Source organism: Peribacillus sp. NPDC096540, assembly GCF_050278525.1.
Classification (GTDB): Bacteria; Bacillota; Bacilli; order Bacillales; family DSM-1321; genus Peribacillus.
Genome location: NZ_JBNNTG010000029.1, coordinates 1 through 17,583, shown reverse-complemented (window position 1 = coordinate 17,583; position 17,583 = coordinate 1). Strand labels below are relative to the sequence as shown.

The 17,583-nt window shown below is 40.7% G+C and carries 15 protein-coding genes, 1 pseudogene and 1 riboswitch; of the genes and pseudogenes, 9 read left to right on the top strand and 7 right to left on the bottom strand.

All coding sequences use genetic code 11. The features are described 5' to 3' along the window. Positions 1–16: 16 nt before the first annotated feature. From ACQKMR_RS21225 to ACQKMR_RS21215, 3 genes are all read right to left on the bottom strand, one after another. Positions 17–1,642, bottom strand: a complete 1,626-nt coding sequence (locus tag ACQKMR_RS21225; protein ID WP_427699102.1) for a PAS domain S-box protein — start codon at positions 1,640–1,642, stop codon at positions 17–19. A 115-nt stretch (positions 1,643–1,757) separates the two neighbouring features. Beyond that, positions 1,758–2,414: a TVP38/TMEM64 family protein gene (locus ACQKMR_RS21220; protein WP_427699101.1), complete on the bottom strand. Its 657-nt coding sequence runs from the start codon at positions 2,412–2,414 to the stop codon at positions 1,758–1,760. A gap of 120 nt (positions 2,415–2,534) precedes the next feature. Continuing rightward, the gene (locus tag ACQKMR_RS21215; protein WP_427699100.1) at positions 2,535–3,020 is read right to left on the bottom strand and encodes a QueT transporter family protein; all 486 of its coding nucleotides are present in this window, start codon (positions 3,018–3,020) and stop codon (positions 2,535–2,537) included. Positions 3,021–3,026: 6 nt separating this feature from the next. Continuing rightward, positions 3,027–3,071: riboswitch (PreQ1 riboswitch) on the bottom strand. Between the two features lie 168 nt (positions 3,072–3,239). On the opposite strand from ACQKMR_RS21215, the gene ACQKMR_RS21210 reads away from it, so the two are divergent. Next, positions 3,240–3,761: a YbaK/EbsC family protein gene (locus tag ACQKMR_RS21210; protein WP_427699099.1), complete on the top strand. Its 522-nt coding sequence runs from the start codon at positions 3,240–3,242 to the stop codon at positions 3,759–3,761. A 263-nt stretch (positions 3,762–4,024) separates the two neighbouring features. Beyond that, entirely contained in the window at positions 4,025–4,837 is an 813-nt protein-coding gene (locus tag ACQKMR_RS21205; protein ID WP_427699098.1) for a hypothetical protein, read from the top strand. Positions 4,838–5,053: 216 nt separating this feature from the next. On the opposite strand, the gene ACQKMR_RS21200 is transcribed toward ACQKMR_RS21205, so the two are convergent. Beyond that, the gene (locus tag ACQKMR_RS21200) at positions 5,054–5,350 is read right to left on the bottom strand and encodes a DUF3892 domain-containing protein (protein ID WP_427699097.1); all 297 of its coding nucleotides are present in this window, start codon (positions 5,348–5,350) and stop codon (positions 5,054–5,056) included. Positions 5,351–5,628: 278 nt separating this feature from the next. Here ACQKMR_RS21200 and adhP point away from each other — a divergent pair, with 278 nt between their 5' ends. Continuing rightward, the gene (adhP, locus tag ACQKMR_RS21195) at positions 5,629–6,642 is read left to right on the top strand and encodes an alcohol dehydrogenase AdhP (protein ID WP_053347932.1); all 1,014 of its coding nucleotides are present in this window, start codon (positions 5,629–5,631) and stop codon (positions 6,640–6,642) included. 77 nt (positions 6,643–6,719) lie between these two features. On the opposite strand, the gene ACQKMR_RS21190 is transcribed toward adhP, so the two are convergent. From ACQKMR_RS21190 to ACQKMR_RS21180, 3 genes are read right to left on the bottom strand one after another with little or no spacing between them, the layout of a single operon-like run. Then, positions 6,720–8,147, bottom strand: coding sequence for a sigma-54-dependent transcriptional regulator (locus ACQKMR_RS21190; RefSeq protein ID WP_427699096.1), 1,428 nt, complete (start codon positions 8,145–8,147; stop codon positions 6,720–6,722). A gap of 4 nt (positions 8,148–8,151) precedes the next feature. Next, complete coding sequence (locus ACQKMR_RS21185; RefSeq protein ID WP_427699095.1) at positions 8,152–9,768, bottom strand: ATP-binding protein; 1,617 nt, start codon at positions 9,766–9,768, stop codon at positions 8,152–8,154. Positions 9,769–9,779: 11 nt separating this feature from the next. After that, on the bottom strand, positions 9,780–10,928 hold the full coding sequence (locus ACQKMR_RS21180; RefSeq protein WP_427699094.1) for an iron-containing alcohol dehydrogenase: 1,149 nt from the start codon (positions 10,926–10,928) through the stop codon (positions 9,780–9,782). Between the two features lie 276 nt (positions 10,929–11,204). On the opposite strand from ACQKMR_RS21180, the gene ACQKMR_RS21175 reads away from it, so the two are divergent. The 6 genes and pseudogenes from ACQKMR_RS21175 to ACQKMR_RS21150 all read left to right on the top strand — a co-directional run. After that, positions 11,205–12,611, top strand: coding sequence for a M28 family peptidase (locus ACQKMR_RS21175; protein ID WP_427699093.1), 1,407 nt, complete (start codon positions 11,205–11,207; stop codon positions 12,609–12,611). A 246-nt stretch (positions 12,612–12,857) separates the two neighbouring features. Beyond that, on the top strand, positions 12,858–13,283 hold the full coding sequence (locus tag ACQKMR_RS21170) for a YwqH-like family protein (protein ID WP_427699092.1): 426 nt from the start codon (positions 12,858–12,860) through the stop codon (positions 13,281–13,283). Next, positions 13,283–13,573 (top strand): YwqI/YxiC family protein, encoded by a 291-nt coding sequence (locus tag ACQKMR_RS21165; RefSeq protein WP_427699091.1) that lies wholly within the window; start codon positions 13,283–13,285, stop codon positions 13,571–13,573. Before ACQKMR_RS21170 ends, ACQKMR_RS21165 begins: the two co-directional genes overlap by 1 nt. Further along, positions 13,570–15,534, top strand: coding sequence for a ribonuclease YeeF family protein (locus ACQKMR_RS21160; RefSeq protein ID WP_427699090.1), 1,965 nt, complete (start codon positions 13,570–13,572; stop codon positions 15,532–15,534). Before ACQKMR_RS21165 ends, ACQKMR_RS21160 begins: the two co-directional genes overlap by 4 nt. A gap of 2 nt (positions 15,535–15,536) precedes the next feature. Further along, complete coding sequence (locus tag ACQKMR_RS21155) at positions 15,537–16,001, top strand: hypothetical protein (RefSeq protein ID WP_427699149.1); 465 nt, start codon at positions 15,537–15,539, stop codon at positions 15,999–16,001. A gap of 558 nt (positions 16,002–16,559) precedes the next feature. Then, positions 16,560–17,269 (top strand): annotated as a pseudogene (locus ACQKMR_RS21150) (pre-toxin TG domain-containing protein); the annotation flags it as partial. Between the last annotated feature and the right edge of the window lie 314 nt (positions 17,270–17,583).

The window sequence follows — 17,583 nt, the reverse complement described above, 5'->3', positions numbered from 1 at the left end:
AGGCTTGTCCTAAGCTTTATATTGGTAAAATAATTTTGACTTCGGTTCCATGATTTAGCTCGCTGTTAAAAAGAACCTTTCCTTTGTGCGCCTCAATAATTCGGCAACTAACGGTCAATCCTAGACCGGTTCCTCTTTCTTTAGATGAATAAAAAGGTTCTCCTAGATGTTTCATACGGTTTTTTTCGATTCCACTTCCATTATCCTTGATGGTAATGGAAAGGGTATTGTCTATTTGCTCGAAATCAATCCAAATGTGATCGGCGGAGGCCTCCATAGAGTTCTTAATCATGTTTATAAACACTTGTTTGAGCTGATTTGCCTCACAAGAGAGAAGCGGGATTTCATTTTTTACATCTATTGATATTTTGGTGGAATATGAGTCTGCCTCTGGTTTAAGCAAGGTTTTGACTTCATCCATCAGTTCAATAATTTGATGTTTACTGAATGGGAGTTCCTGAGGTTTTGCAAGAACAAGTAATTCGCTTACGATTAGATTGATTCGGTCTAATTCACTGAGCATAATAGTGTAGTATTGTTCAAAGGGATGGTCGCTCTTTTTAAGTAACTGGACGAATCCTTTTAAAGAAGTTAATGGGTTACGTACTTCGTGTGCTACACTGGCAGCAAGTTCACCTACTATTGACAACTTTTCGGTTCTTCTTAAGCGTGCTTCAGTTTCTCTGATTTGAGTCACATCTTTAGCATAGGTAATAATTCCGACTAATTCATTTCCAATAAGCATTGGGACAAATGTACATGAAAGTAAAAGAGACTTCCCGTTTTTCGTGAGAAATTCTATATCTTTTCCTTTTTTTATCCCCTTTTGGTTTTCCACGACGTATTGACAGGATGTACGAATCAGTTCTTCATCTTCTGCGGAAAAGTTTAACTCAATAAATGAGGAGCCTTCGATTTCTTCTTGATGAAAGCCTGTAACTGTTTCAAACCTTGGATTGACGGTGGTAATTATTCCGGTTAAATCAAGCATGAGCATCGGATAAGGGTTGTGTTCGAACAATGATTTATAGCGTTGTTCACTCTCAAATAATTGATTTTCTGCGACAACTCTTTCAGAAATATCCCTGCCAATGACCACTAAGCCTTTTCGGGAACCATCTTCAAAGAACAAAGGAACTTTGATGGTATCAAAGGTCTTATAATTGCCGTTGGGAAGCGGGATGTTTTCCTCACACCGGGTAATCTCCTTTTTTATCCATGTTTCTTCATCTGAAATTTCACAATAGATTAACGACTCTTTATAAAATTCGGAGTATTCTGCGAGCTCGCTGTCTTTTTTTCCCTTATAGTCTACATGTTCCAGTTGAAATAATTGCAGACCAAAGGTGTTGGATTCAAGCCATCGGCCATCTCCATCCTTGAAGTTAACGAAGTCTACCATTGAATTGATGAGCGTGCGACGACGCTGTTCCTCTTCTTTTAATTGTTTGAATTTTTCTCTTTTAGCCAAATAAAGAAATAAAATCAAGCCTATTGATAAAAGAAAAACAATTCCTTCTGCTCTTTGAAGTTGAATAAAGACCTCTTTGTTTTCTATATTCGTAGTTAAAATGTAGTCGAATACGACTAGTGTAAGAATCCCAAATAGGATATATAGTACTAAAATGGAGCGTTTGGACATGGAGATTCTCCCTGATTTACGACATTTCAAAGGTTAAAAATACATACACATTTTAACAAACTATCAGAGAAAAATATATGCAGAATCATAAATAAAAAAACAGGAGCCCTAACGGTCACCTGTTTTTCCTGAAGAAGGTTACTTTCTTTTTCTTCTTAAAGCGTTTATAGATAAGGAAAAATAGTAAGAAGAGGATGGCGAGTACAGCTAGTGTATATTGGTTCATTTCCACAGATAGGAGGCCATAAGGGATTAACGATAGAAAGAAAAAGTATATAAAATTGCCGAGTGCGGTCGCTAATAAAAAGTCCTTGAAGGTTACAGAACTGACTCCAGCTGCCAAGTTGATTAAACTTGTTGGTATGAGCGGGAAAATTCTTCCAGTAAACACGTACATAAAGCCATGCTCTACAACGGATTCTTTCCATTTTGGGCCCATTTTCTTTAAGAGGAGTGCCTGAAACCAGTGCCTGGCTGCATAAAAAATGAATCCTGAAGCAACGACACTTGTAACCCAACTCCATAGGTACCCATAGATGAATCCAAATATCGTGACATTGATGGTTAGAAGTAAAATTAAGGGTATAATGGTAAAAGAATTTTGGACAATCATCAACACAAATGTCACAACAAAAGTAAGCAAAAGGTTTTCTGTCAATATGGTTATAACTGAATCCAAATCACTTTCCCAAACCATAGTGAATAATTCTGCATTGGAAACGATAAATATTACTATTACCAGTAGACCGATTAAGGTCATTATTTTTTTCAAAAGGGCACCACCATTCTAACTAATAGTTTATCATCTTCATGTTCAATGGTGAAAAAAGAGCTACCGCATGAAGCAGATAGCTCTTTTCCATTATAGTGGGTTCAAGAAGCGAAGATTCCTTTAAAGCCACTTTTCAAACTGAATTCTTTTATTCATTCCATAAATAAGTGGCGCACCAACCAAAAGGACGATGAACTCACCGACAGCCGTGGTCATCCAGCTTAACCAGAATGGAAAACCCAGGGCAAGGTTCAGTTCGATTGCAATTAAAAACATGGTGAATGTGAAAAAGATAATCGTAACGATCATCCGTCCTTTAATGCTCTTTATGAAGCGTGAGGCAAAAATGACAAGCAATAAGGCAAGCAGAGATTGCCCAACCCCGAATATCAAGTCATATGGCACCATCGGCGAAAAGAGCAGATTCGATATGAAGACGCCGCCCACGATACCGTAGATATATTTTTTATTAAATACAATCAGATGATTCAATATTTCCGGAACCCGAAATTGATATATTCCAAATGAAATTGGTTGAAACACCAATGAGACCACCACATATAAGGCGGCCAATAACCCGCTTATCACGAGTGTACGAACATTCATTTTACTCTCTCCCTAGTTTTTTATCGTGGGATGGTTACGAACCACGTTTAGGCTTTTGCCCGAAGATTAATAGTATCCCATGTAAGCTTGTTTCGTCAATTTGTAAAGAATGGTTTTAAAATAATGAGTTTTCAAGCTGTGGATGTCTAAAAGGATTTTGATTTATTGCAATAAATGATGATATTATTTTTACATGTACTTCAAAGGAGTGGATAAAATATGTCGATCGAGAGTGTCAAGAGCCATTTTAAAAAATGGGACCGGGAAGGCGATGTAATGGAGTTCGAAACATCGAGTGCTACCGTGATTGAGGCAGCAGAAACCATCGGCGTTACCCCTGCGCGGATTGCTAAGACTCTTTCCTTTAAGGGGGCAGGTGAAAATGCGATTTTGGTTGTAGCGGCTGGGGACGCAAAAGTGGATAATAAGAAATTTCGCCAGATGTTCGGCTTCAAGGCAAGAATGTTGTCAGCTGAGGATGTGCTTGAACAGACCGGTCATGCCATTGGAGGAGTCTGCCCGTTTGGGTTGGCAAATGACCTAGATGTTTTCCTTGATGTGTCGATGAAGCGCTTTGAGTCATTATTCCCAGCATGCGGAAGTGCGAACTCTGCAATAGAACTCAAACTCGCTGAATTATTTGATTATTCAGGAGCAAAGGATTGGGTGGATGTTTGTAAGGGGTGGGGAGAAGAGCAGAATGAGGAAGCAGCAGTAGGTAAGGCAGTTGATGGATTTTGATTTATCGTACCGAAAAGAACCACATAGAATGGAAATGAGTCCACTTGGGTGGACTTTATTTGTTGATAACGAGAAACATTACCTGTTCTCTTTTTATTACAGGGTTTTTAGTTGTAAGCTTTTAACTTGTTCCGAATAGGTTTGCTCCCATTTTCTTCTGAAAAGTTGACCGCAGATGTAAATTAACGGTCTAATTAGGGGAGGTTTGTTCAACATGGCGGATAGGCAAATCGTTCAGAAAGTTCGTAAGTGGAGGGTAAAAGATGTTCAATGAAAGCTATAAAAAAAACAATAGCAGTTATCTCAGTCTTAAAACTCTTTATGAAGAAAATATCACGGTTAAGAGCATCGCCCAAGAGCTTGAGTTTTGCCATAAAAACGATTTAGCACTGGAGATACAAAAAGAATTGGAAAAAAAGAATTTCGATATATTGGCTGTGGAGGATCAAGGGGAAATTATCGGATATATCGAAAGGCAAGAACTTGGTGAAGGCAGGATTGCGGAGTATTTGAAATCTTTTACACCAAGAGAATTGGTTTCGGATTCAACCCCTTTGATTCAACTTCTCCATATTTTTAAGGATAAAACGAGGGTGTTCGTGTTAGAGAATAATTCAATTAAAAAGTTGATTACCCACGCTGATCTTCAAAAGCCTCCAATCAGAATGCTAATATTTGGCTATATTACACTTTTGGAAATGAGGATGAGCGATATCATCATGGATAAATTCGGGGATGACAGTTGGTATCCAATGATCAGCGGAGATCGTTTAGAAAAGGCTACCGAATTATATATGAGGAGAATCGATAAAAATGAGGATATCAATTTAATAGAGTGTCTGCAAATCAGTGATAAATTTGATATCATTCATAAAGATCAGGAATTGAGGTTCTTCTTCCAAATTCCTTCAAAAAGTAAAGGAAAGAAAGATGCGAATGCCATCCGGAAATTACGGGATAAGATTTCTCATGCTAATGAACTTGGGTTGGACATGTCCTGGATAGAAATCATCGAAGTGGTGGAATCCTGTGGCCAACTGCTCGAAATCTCTGAATCCTATCGGTATGAAAAATAAAATGATGGTGAGAGACATCTTAGGTAGACCATACTTCAAATAACTCTGCAATTTTAAAACAGAGCTGTACCGCATCTTCAAGGCGAAAAGACCATGTAGCAGGATGGGCATGTAAGCTTAACTGGAATTAAGGAGAACCAGCTACTATGCTGGTTCCTTTTTGTTTACCCCCCTGACAGAAAAAAACGCCCATACGTGAGGCAGCTTTTTTAATAGTCAGAACTCCGGTAGTTCATCCAGGTTATTTTCCTTTACCCCATCGGGCTCACTCCGCAATATGTCACGGCCATATTTATGGAAGACATCAACATTGGCGAGGTTGCCTGCCTTAGCTTCCGAAAGAGCGGTGGGATAATCAAGCTCCCGCCCCGAGTTTGTTTTGATGGCAATAATATTGTCATCTTCATTTTTTCGTACTGCGATAATTTCTTCTTTTCCAGTAGTATCATGTTGGTTTACTTGTGGCGTTCCCTGCTGTTTGTAGGATTCATATGCTTGTTCAAATTGGTCCATGCTTGGACACCTCCTATTTATAGGGTGAGCTATTTGGTCAGCAATATACAAACCAGGTTTCGTCCAGATTGAGCCGCATTTTTGTCAAAGTGGGCCGACTTTTCGGCATTTCTTTGTGAAAAGACTGTTGTCCGGGCTTTATTCTTCTGGCATGGCACTTGCATCATAAATAAGTGGAAGTGAGAAATATCCACTTAAAAAAGGGAGGAATATGAATCATGAATGTAAAACAAGGGGCAAGTACTGCGGATGCAAAAAAAATACAAGACGTTAAGACAATGAAGGCAGCGGTCGTCAATGAATTTAATCAAGAGCTTGAGATTAAAGATGTACCAATCCCTGAATTAGAATATGGTGAGATATTAGTGAAAATTAAAGCATGTGGTGTGTGTCATACCGATTTACATGCGGTACATGGTGATTGGCCGGTAAAACCGAAGTTGCCGCTTATTCCTGGACATGAGGGTGTAGGCATTATTGAGAAGGTGGCAGAAGGCGTTACTACATTGAAGGTTGGTGACCGCGTTGGGATTCCATGGCTTTACTCGGCATGTGGCGATTGTGAATACTGTCTGACTGGACGGGAAACGCTTTGTCTGGATCAATTGAATGCAGGATATTCTGTGGATGGCGGTTATGCGGAATATTGCAAAGCGCCAGCTAAATATGTGGTCAAGGTTCCTGAGGGGCTTGACTTTGCGGAAGTTTCACCGATTTTCTGTGCTGGTGTAACGACTTATAAAGCGCTTAAAGTGTCAGAAGCTAAACCTGGAGATTGGGTAGCAATCTATGGAATTGGTGGATTGGGTCATGTTGCTCTTCAATACGCGAAAGCTATGGGCTTTAATGTCATTGCTGTTGATATACAAGATGATAAGCTTGATCTGGCTACAGAATTAGGAGCAGATTTCACGGTTAATGGTCTTAAGAGTGATCCTGTCCAAGCCATTAAGGAAAAAGTTGGTGGAGTACAGGCAGCCATTTCTGTAGCGGTTACGAAAAAAGCTTTCGAACAGGCTTACAGTTCAGTTAAAAGGGGTGGAACATTGGTCGTTGTCGGGTTGCCGAATGACGAACTTCCAATTCCAATTTTTGATACTGTACTAAATGGGGTAACTGTAAAAGGGTCAATCGTTGGTACAAGAAAAGATTTACAGGAAGCTGTTCAATTTGCGGCTGATGGAAAAGTAAGGACGAATATTGAAACGAGAACGCTTGATGAAATCAATGATGTGTTTCAAATGATGGAAAAGGGCGAAATCAACGGACGAATCGTATTAACTTTAGAATAGAAATAAATAAACGAGGGGGTCCTAAAATCGGGCACCCTCGTTTGTACTCGGTAGCTTATAAGAATTCTATAATTAGATTATGTCTGATTCTTCTCATTTAATATATATCGCAATTTTCTCAGAGAGATCTGTAAACGCTTGGCGGCTTCATTTCGGTTTCCGTAGGTTTTTTGCAGTGCCTGCATGACGAGTTCTTTGCCAATTGTGGATTCGAGTTGTTTGATTTCCATAAGGATTTCCTCGAGCATTAGTTCATCTTTCTCATTAAAGTCGGCAACCAGCTTTTTACGCCATTCTTCGAGATGATTTTCAGTCGACTGCGCGTTAGGCGGGTCTTTTTTTATTGGAATAACCTGGTTAGTAGATAGAAGGATATCATTTGCCGTGATTTCCTGTTTATGGTCAGTAAGAGTGAGAGTTCGCATGATAACATTAGAGAGTTCACGTATATTACCGGGCCAGTCGTATCGCCGTAATTTTTCAATAGCTTCATTTGAAAAGGAGATATCTGCCTGCCCAGTTCTTTCAACCAAATGTCGGACAAGGAGAGGAATATCTTCTTTTCTGTTACGCAAGGCGGGGATATCAAGAGTGACGACGTTCAGTCGATAAAATAGGTCTTCCCGGAATTTGTTTTTTTCAACTGCCTGCTGCAGATTTTCATTGGAGGCGGCTACTAAGCGGGCATTTGTTCTTAATGTCCCGCTGCTTCCGACACGCATAAATTCCCGTGTTTCCAAAACTCGAAGCAATTTGACTTGTATGGCCGGACTCGCCTCGGCAATTTCATCGAGGAAAAGGGTGCCATTCCCTGCAATTTCAAAGAAACCTTTTCGTTGTTGGGTTGCTCCGGTGAAGGCCCCTTTTTCATGCCCAAATAATTCGCTTTCGAGAAGGGATTCCGAGATTGCTCCACAATTGATACCAATAAAGGGCTCGTGGCTTCGTGTGCTTGCTGAGTGAATGAAACGGGAAAGTACTTCTTTGCCACTCCCTGTTTCTCCCTCGATCAAGACATTGACGGATTTTTGAGCCACTTTGAAAGCCATTTCAATCAGTTCCTTCATTAATAAACTTTCCCCGACAATGAGACCTGACTCTTTGGCAAGGTTATGGATAAAGTGTTGATTCAAATCGTCGTTTTCATTCAATAGGTTGTCAAGTTGCTTTTCTAATACTTCAATATCTACAAAGGGTTTTTCCATATAATCACTCGCACCAAGTTTCATTGCCTCGACAGCGGTCTTGACGGTGCTATATCCGGTCATAATCAGTGCCTTGCAACGCGGTTGTTTTTGTTTCAGATGCTGCAGGAGAGAAAGGCCATTACAATCTGGAAGCTTTAGGTCTATCATTGCGGCATCAAAGCGCTGCTGATTAAAATCTATTTGGTGAAATTCCTTTCCACTGTTCACGACCTGTACGTGATATCCTTTCATCGTAAAAAGGCGGGATAAAAAGGTACCAACTTCTTTCTCATCGTCTACCACAAGTAAATGAATCATCTCATCATCTCCTTTCATCTTCTGGCTGCAAGGGAAGCCTCAGGAAAAATACACTACCTTGTCTAGGTGTGCTTAATACATCAATTTTGCCACCATGGTCTTTCGCAATGCCAAGGCTCACAGATAACCCTAGGCCTGTACCTTTTTCACGGTCCTTAGTCGTATGAAAAGGATGAAAAATGAGCGGCAGCCGCTCTGTTTCAATCCCAGCCCCGTTATCAGCAATCTTCACCACCATGAATTCTTCTTCAGAATAGGTATGAATCGTAATGGATTTTTCCGATATATCACAATCATCCAATGCATCCTTGGCATTTAATAGCAAGTTGATGATGATTTGTTCTATCTGGGGCTGGCTTCCCTTTATGAAAGGAAGATCTTCCTGAAGGGAAAGATGGAGGGAAATTTGTTTCTTCCCTAGCTGAAACTTCAGAAGATTCATTACCTGATGTATGGCCTCATTAATAGAGTAATAGTGGAATCTATATTCATCTTGACGGGAAAAGGTAAGCAAGCTTTTCACAATTTGCCTGCACCGGTCGCCGCAATTTTTAATATCGGTTAGAAGCATATAATCTTCATTGTCTGGTAGAGTGTTCCGTAATAAAAGCTGTGAGTTTCCAAGAATCGCCGTTAATGGGCTATTCAATTCATGGGCAACTCCAGCTGCCATTTCGCCGATGGCTCCGAGCTTGCCGGCATGTAACAATTGAGCTTCCATCTGTCTTCTCTCGGTGACATTTTTATAATAAGCAATGACTCCATAGACCTGTTGATCCTTATTTTGGATCGGATAGGCATGCATTTCCAAAATCGCTTCAGGCTGAAGCAAAATTTCTTGAAACCCTGGCTTATCCTGTACAAAGGTATCTTGAATCAGAGTCTGAGATTTCTCAATTAAAGGACTTAGGTCAAAAAAAGCTCTGGCTGCATCATTAGATTGGTAGACCTCACCTTGGCGATCAAAGACGATGATCATATCTTCAACGGCCTTGAAGGTATCCTCCCATTCTTGTTTGGAATGGAGAACTTCCTTATAAAGCTGGGCATTTTCCAAAGTCAGTGCAAGCTGGTTGGAAAGTTGCTCAAGAAAATCCAACTCATCTTTATGCCATGTTTTCTTTTTCTTCCTGCCGAAGGTCCAAACCCCTATTTTTTTATTTTTCCCATACAGGGGCACCAAAAGAAGCGTTTCAATCTCAAGAGATATCAGTCTTTTTTTTTCCGGGAAGTCTGGTAGCATTTTGATTTCCACCTGAATGGATTGTTCGTCTTTCAAGGCAGAAGAGAAGTCTTGAAAAGGGTGTAATACGTTTTTGGAATCAATTTCAAGTTCACATTGGCCATTAGGACAAATATGGAGAAGAGTTGGTTCTTGTTCGTATAAAATGACAAAATGACTGTCATCGAATGTAATTAGGTGCTTGAGTTTTGAAATAACATTTCGGAGAATTTCTTGAATATCCATGTCTATATTCATGTTTTTAGTAATATCGTTCATAATTTCAAGCTGCATATTTTTCTTCTTCAACTGATCCACGGTTTTTTTAAGTTCCGTGTAATATGTTTTTTTCGAAGACTTAACGCCTGTCATTAAATCGATCAACTCAGATTTGTTCATGTTTTCACCTCTTATAGGGCTTTAAGGAGCAACTGCCTAATCTGTTCTAATGACATATCCCGAGGGTTCGTAATCATGCAGGCATCCTCGAGGGCGGTCATTCCTATTGTATCAATCATATCTTTGGTAATGCCCACGTCACCTAGGCTCCTGGGTGTCCCGATATCCTGGGACAAGTCCCTTACAAAGTGTACCGCAGCGGTGCCGGCTTGCTGCTCAGTTAAAGCTCTCGTATCAATCCCCATGATCTCTGCTATTTGGCTGAATCGCTTCGGGGCCGCAATTCGGTTGAAGTCCATGACATGGGGGAGAAGGATAGCATTGATTTCACCATGCGGAAGCAGGTACTTTCCACCAATGGCATGTGAAATTGCATGGGCTGCTCCCAATATGGCATTGGAAAAGGCAAGACCAGCTTGCAGGCTGGCCATCGCCATCGCTTCTTTTGCTTCCTCATTATGCTTGGATGCAACGGAAGGGCGCAGGTAACGGGAAACAATGGACAAGGCGTTTTTTGCTTGTACATCAGTCAAAGGGGTTGCAGCGATAGAAACATAGGATTCAATGGCATGTGTCAAAACATCCATTCCAGTAGCTGCGGTCAAATCTGCTTCCAATGTCGTTAAAGTACCCGGGTCAACAATCGCAATATCAGGAACAAGTGATTTTGAAATGATCGTCATTTTTTTCTCAAGGAACGAATCGACAATCACAGAAAACTGTGAGACTTCCGAACCCGATCCGGCAGTGGTCATGATCATCACCATAGGGGAGAGCGGAGAATGGATTTTATCAACGCCTTCATAGTCACTGATGGTTCCACCATTCGTTGCCAAAAGTGCTATCCCTTTTGCCACATCCAAGGCACTGCCTCCCCCCACACCTATGATGGCGTCGCATTCATGATCATTAAAAAATAAACAACCGGCTTCGATCTCCCTGTCTTTCGGATTGGTCGTCGTTTCAATGAAGGTAGCAAAAGCCAGCCCCGCATTTTGGCAGGACTCCATGACAATATCTAGCCAACCAGCATTGGCTACACCGGAATCACTAACTATCAGTGTCTTTTTGGCACCCAACCGCAAGCAAGCCTCGCCAGCTTGTTCAATCGAACCTTTTCCAAAAATAACTTCCGGCATCACAAATTTAGTTATCGACATCTTCGCGCCTTCTTCCCTGATTAAAGTCATTTTCTCTTTGTACTATTTTCCCGAAGAAAGGCGAAAATCCTGTTTGAATCCCAGGAATTTTTATATAATGTGACAAATTATTAAATAAAATAAAGCTTTTGGCGCGGGCTAAATCCCCTACTAATTTCTTTGATTTGTAAATTCGGTACTTTAGGCATGGATTAATAGGGATAAACCTACCTAGTTAGAATTTTCTGTATATTTTAAAATAATGGAGTGAATCTATTAAAAACTGGGAGGCAATCTATGAAAAAACAATTTCTATCCTTATCATTAGTCGCAGCATTAACAATCGGAGCAGCCGGGACCACTACTACTGCTTTAGCAACACCGAATTCTTCTCCAGTACATAATGCGCCGTCCACAGACAAGCAAATCGTTAAAAGGATCGATGTCGACAAAATCTACAAGAATATTGAATACCTCTCACAAACACCTCGAGTAGCCGGTACAGAATCTGAGTATAAGGCCGTCCAGTTCATCAAAAAGCAGTTTAAATCTTATGGCTATAAAGCCGATATTGAAGAGTTCAGCTTTTTATCCTATACAGACCCAAATCTGGTCGAGCTGTCCGTTGACGGATTTGATGGGGAAATCCAATCAAACCATTTAACCTATTCAGTAAATGGTGATCTATCCGGTGAAATGGTATACGCCGGTTTAGGAACGAAGGAAGAGCTTGAAAAAGCGGGTGTTACTGGGAAGATCGCCCTTATTCAAAGAGGCAGCTTCACTTTTGCAGAGAAAGTATTGAATGCAGCAGAAAAAGGGGCAGCAGGTGTCATCCTATTCAATAATGCAGATGGGGAATTAAATGGGACCCTTGGAGGAGCTAATGATCAGTATATTCCATCTGTCACGATAACGAAAAAGGATGGAGAAGCCCTGCTTGAAAAATTGAATGCTGGAGTTAAACTGACCGCATCATTAAAAATTGAAGGGGCTTATACCGGAGAAAAAACCTCTTATAACGTGGTGGCAACGAAAAAAGCAACCAAGACCATTAAAGCTAAGCAGAGCGATATCATTTATATCACAGGCCATCATGATTCCGTCGCCGGGGCACCTGGAGCGAATGACGATGCATCAGGCACGTCCGTCACACTTGAACTTGCACGTGTACTGAAGAATCTTCCTACAGATACGGAAATTCGCTTCGTAACCTTTGGGGCCGAGGAAAATGGATTGCTTGGTTCACAGAATTATGTGGAGAATCTCTCTGATGATGAGATCAAGCGGACGATTGCCAACTTCAACCTGGATATGGTAGGAAGCAGGGACGCTGGAGATTTGGTTATTTTGACTAATGATGGAGAAATGAACCTTGTAACCGAGCTGGCTCAGGAATCAAGTACAAGACTGAATGGTGAGCCGACTCCATATGGACAAGGCGGGCGAAGTGACCATGTATCTTTCGCTGAGGCTGGGATTCCCGCAGCTTTATTCATACACAGTCCATCAGAACCTTGGTATCATACTCCTGATGATAGCATTGATAAAATCTCAAAAGAAAAGCTTCAAGATGTTGCTGAAATTGTCGGCACCGCTGTCTATGACCAAGCTAAAATCGAAGCTAAAAAACCTGATCCAAATCATAAAAAAGGGAAAAAGGTTAAAGCTCCGCATTTATTTGACGAAAAGGAATTCAGATAATGCAGTAAAATGAGTATGAATATTTAGAGGGTGCAGCCTGCACTCTCTTTTTATGTTCATAAATGGAAATACAGGGGTAAAAAGTCTAATCTAGAATTGGTGTGTATGGGATGAATTCCCTAATTACCTAGCATAAATAGCTTATTTATCCCTATTTAACTCTAAGACTATAATCCTTATAATAAAAAATATGAAAAATATGACAGTCTACATAATGAGAATAGTATGTTTGAGGTGATTTTTTAAGTGTATGCAAATTCATTGAGTAAAATTCACTCAGCCCTCTCAAGTAAAATGTCCGATGTGAATGAAAAAATTAATCGTTTGGAGCAGGCAAAAAGACAAATCAAAGAAGAACAGAATGCTTGTCTGGGGGAAATTGCTAAAATTAAAAATCCGGACTTGGCAAAAAGCTGGACGGGAAACCGTGCAGAAGACTTTCAAGATGCCCGCAGTGATGCATACAAGGCAATGTCTACGATCATTCATGATGATTATGACGACTACCAAGAAAAAATCGACGGTAAGATTACGATGCTGAATATAGAGAAAAAAGCTCTGAGTGCAGCAGGCACCATAGCCCATGAAGCGGATGTCCTTTTAGGTAAAGGAGAAGCCGTTATAGATCAATTGGAAAGTAAAATATCATATTTAAAAGGGTGGTTGTTTTAATGACGACAATCAAACTGAATCATCCTGCCGTAACGAAGCAAGTTGATCAGGTGAAGACGGTGCTTGGTACAGTCAAGCTTGGAAATCTGCCGGCAGGCGAGCTTGGCAACAATAAATTGGAATTCACCTCGAAGTGGATCGATCGGGAAATGAACCTGGAGAAGGTTTTCGAGCAATATATCAAAATCGTCCAGAAAAATGTGGAAGACACCCGTGCTAATATTGACTTATTAAAAGAACAGGATGAAGCCATCGCCCATACGTCTTCACATGGGTATCAGCCGCGATGAAAATATACGAAGCCAAGACATTGAATGCCGCAACCAAGTCGCGCGCCAAGCAGTATGAAGAACTAAAGAAGGAAGTCGCAGCCCTGAAAAAGGAGTTTCAGGGTATCATCGGCCTGGATAACGAGTTTCAAGGAGCCGGTGCCGCGGCCATCAAAAGCTTCTATGAAGCACAAATCGATGTGGCGGACGCCTGGATGGAACTATTCACTACCCAGATCAGTTTTTTGGAAGGCATTCCTGCTAGTCTAGAAGAAGCTGACCTCTCCGGAAATACGGTGGTCGAGGTTCCCTTTTTAGATGGCGAAGTCTCGAATGGCGTTAACCAAGCGAAGTCGCTTGTCGATGAACAAGCGAGCGATCTCCAAAGGATCCTGAACAGCATTGATGATATCCTTCCTCTTCATATGTTTGACCAAAAGGAATTTAATGAAAAAATCACGCTGGCCGGACAGAGACTGGAAGACACCGTGACAAAGGTCGAGAATGTCGACCGGCAATTGGTGGAGGAATATGATGTCTCCGTCGGGCAGGAAAACGTGGCGGTCGGCCTCTTCCGCGCCTTGCTTGATGCTACCAAACAGGACGGCAACGTTTCGCCGATGACTTTCAACCAAACGGCATTTAAAAATAGTGAAGTCTATCAAGTGAAGGATGAAGTAGCCGGTCAGATGAAAGACTATCAGACCTTCAAAAAGCAACAAGCCGAAGCCAAGAAAATCGAACGCGAAATGGAAGAGCTCGAAAACCGCCCATGGTATGAAAAGGCCTGGGATGTGACAAAAACCTTTACAGGGGAATTCACGGGATATTATGATTCAATCAGGGCATCAACCGGAGTCGATCCAGTAACGGGCCGCAAGCTGTCCGAAGCCGAAAGAATCGCCGCCGGCGCCATGGCCGCCGCTGGATTCATCCCCGTCGTCGGCTGGGCCGGCCGGGCTATCAAAGGCGGCAGCGCCATCTACAAAACGGCCAAAGGACTTAACGCAGCGAACCACGCGCTTGATGCCTATAAAACAACAAAAGGCTTTAGCCTCCTCCAGAAAACTGAATACGGGATATACGGACTACTCGCAGCCAACGGCCTCGGCGAAGCGGCCACCGGCAAAGACATGTTCGGCAACCAGCTAACTGAGGAACAGCGCCAGAACGGGCTGATGATGGCACTCGGAATCGGTGGGGTGGCTGGTGCAGCCAAAGTTGCTGATAAAATAGCAAGTGGTACAAAGTTCGTCCCTTACAGTAAGGAATTTGCGCAAAGGCAGGTACAGAAGGTTCAAGCTACAATAACAGACATAGCGAGATCAGGAAAAACCACGTTAAAAAATATAGGTGAAGAAATAGGTAAAAAAGAGGTTCCTAAACGCATAAGTGTAGAACAAGTTTCCCTCGCAGGAGGACCAAGTCTTCGCCAAGTTATGATCGAAAAGCAGACAGTGAAGGAAGCCTATCAGAGATTTACGGTTAAGGATAGCAAAGTAGAGAATGTTTCAGGGGAGAATATTCCTAAGGGTACGGGTGAAGTTACACCTAAAAAGAAAACTGTACCGGATTGGCTTAAAGAGCGATGGGAAGCAGGTAATAATTTTAATAAGGAAAATCGTCCTCGTTACCCTTATAATGAGGTAGAGTTGGAAGCAAAAGAAGTAGGCGGCAAAAAGTACGTAGTTGACTCATATGCACCCAATAAGGAAATAGTATCGAGAAAATTCACTCAACTTAGTGAAGTGCAAGAAAAGACAGCTAAGAGTTACTTAAATGAAATTACAAAAAAGTATCCTTCAGGCTCTAAAATATCAAATGGTCCTTTTAATCCAAACGCTCTCAAAGGAGGGCGACTTAAAGGTGAATTAATATTAGAAGTACCAGTTCAAAATAAACCAATTCCGCAAACAATTCTTGATGAAGCAACAAAAAACAGAATTATTATTAAGGATAATAATGGGAAGGTGTATAATTGACTATGAAAGTTTATTATTGTGACGAGTGGTCAGATATCAAAAAAAAGCCTTGGAACATTCTTGATGAACGTACTGCATACACATACCATCAAAAACATGAACCATATACGGCGGTATTAACTGAAGATGAAAAACCTAAATATATTGTAAATGTAACAAATGAATGGGTTTCGGTAAGTTTTTATGATGATTTCACTCGTAAGTATCTAAATTATGACTTTGAAGTTATGAATGATGGTAAGATTTTTTTAAGAACAGCAATGTATTGGGAATATGATGAAGAAACTGATAAGGAAGTAAGTAGCTTGATTTTGGGATTTCGAGAAGATGGCTATATAGCAATGGAAAAGAGAGACTTTAAAACCGGTTCAGTCGAGGAACGCGAGATTAGCGATACTCTTGAAAGAAACTGGGACGTATTTCCTGATTTTGGTCAGTACATTCATTTATGCAGAGAGGAAAGATAACGAATTTAGAGCACTCTCCAGTGCCGAAGCTAGCTATATGAAAGGTTGTCATATATCAGTAACACATAAGGCAAGTGAACTAAAGATAATTAAAATATTGAGTTAGACAAAAAGAAAAATGATACGTTTAAAAATAGAGACTCCATGAAGGTAATACCATCATGGAGTTTTATTTTAATGCAATGATAACGAAAATAGAAAGAGAATTGGGCGAGATGACATTTTACATGGCGATGAAAATAAACACATGGAATTTATATTAAACTAACGAGCTCGTACAAACTCGTAAGTTTTAACATAACACTTGTCACGACATATAATAGGTGTCAAACTGTTACAATAAAACTTATAAATTTTATGCTACTTAAAAACATATGAACTTAAAGCACTTGATTGTCTACTAAAGGCAACAAGTGCTTTTTTGTGTTTTAAGATAGAAATGAGAGGGCACATTATAATTTTATAAGTGCACGAGGGTATTAAATTTTTATAGATTGTAATGGCTGTGAATAGTATGACGATAGTAGAGCAAAAAATAAAGGGTTGTGTTATTTTTTGGATACCACAAAAACCTTTACAGGGGAATTCACGGAATATTATGATTCAGTCAGGGCCTCAACCGGGGTCGATCCAGTAACGGGCCGCAAGCTGTCCGAAGCCGAAAGAATCGCCGCCGGTGCCATGGTAAGTCGCTGGATTCATCCCCGTCGTCGGCTGGGGCCAGCCGGGCGATCAAAGGCAGCAGCGCCCTATACTAAACCGCCGAAGGACTCACTGCATCGAACGGCCTCGGCGAAGCGGCCACCGGCAAAGACATGTTCGGCAACCAGCTAACTGAGGAACAGCGCCAGAACGGGCTGATGATGGCAATAGGAATCGGCTGTGTGGCAGGAGCTGCTAAGTATGTAGACAAATTAACAGAAGGCTTTTCTAAGAGTGGGTCCGGGATTACAGGTAGAGTATCTAATGCAAATACAAGTCGAATAGATTACTTGCATGATAAATATGGTAAATTCACTTCAGAAGAATTAAATCATAGAAATAATTTACGTGGTGCTGTAGCAGAAGAAGTTGCCAGATTAGATAAATCAGGACTATCCAAAAGAGAAATGGGTCCAGCGATTGCAGGAACCCTTGATAAAACAACAGGAAAATATTATTTTGGAATTAATAATATTTTTGGTGATAATCCAGAAACCATACATCCATTTATTAAGGATAGAATAGATAATATGCCGATTAATGTTAAAGATGATTATAAAAGTACAAACCTCTTACAGAGATATTTTGATTGGTTAACTTTTTCAAGTTAATTAAAGAAGTCAACATTTATATTATGAATAAGTCTATCTTCCGAAATAATATACTAAAACACACTGGGGGCTTTAGTTCTATAAAGCTAATATTGCTTATTTAGCCTTTATAAATACCGCACAGTCCAAAGAAAAATACACTACGCTTATGGAACTAACCTGCCCCGATAGTTGCATAAGAAACTCCTATGGCGGCGCTCCTCGCCGCCACCATCTACTACGAAAATCTAAACTCAAAAATAGAGTCTAACCCATTAACCCCTTGACGA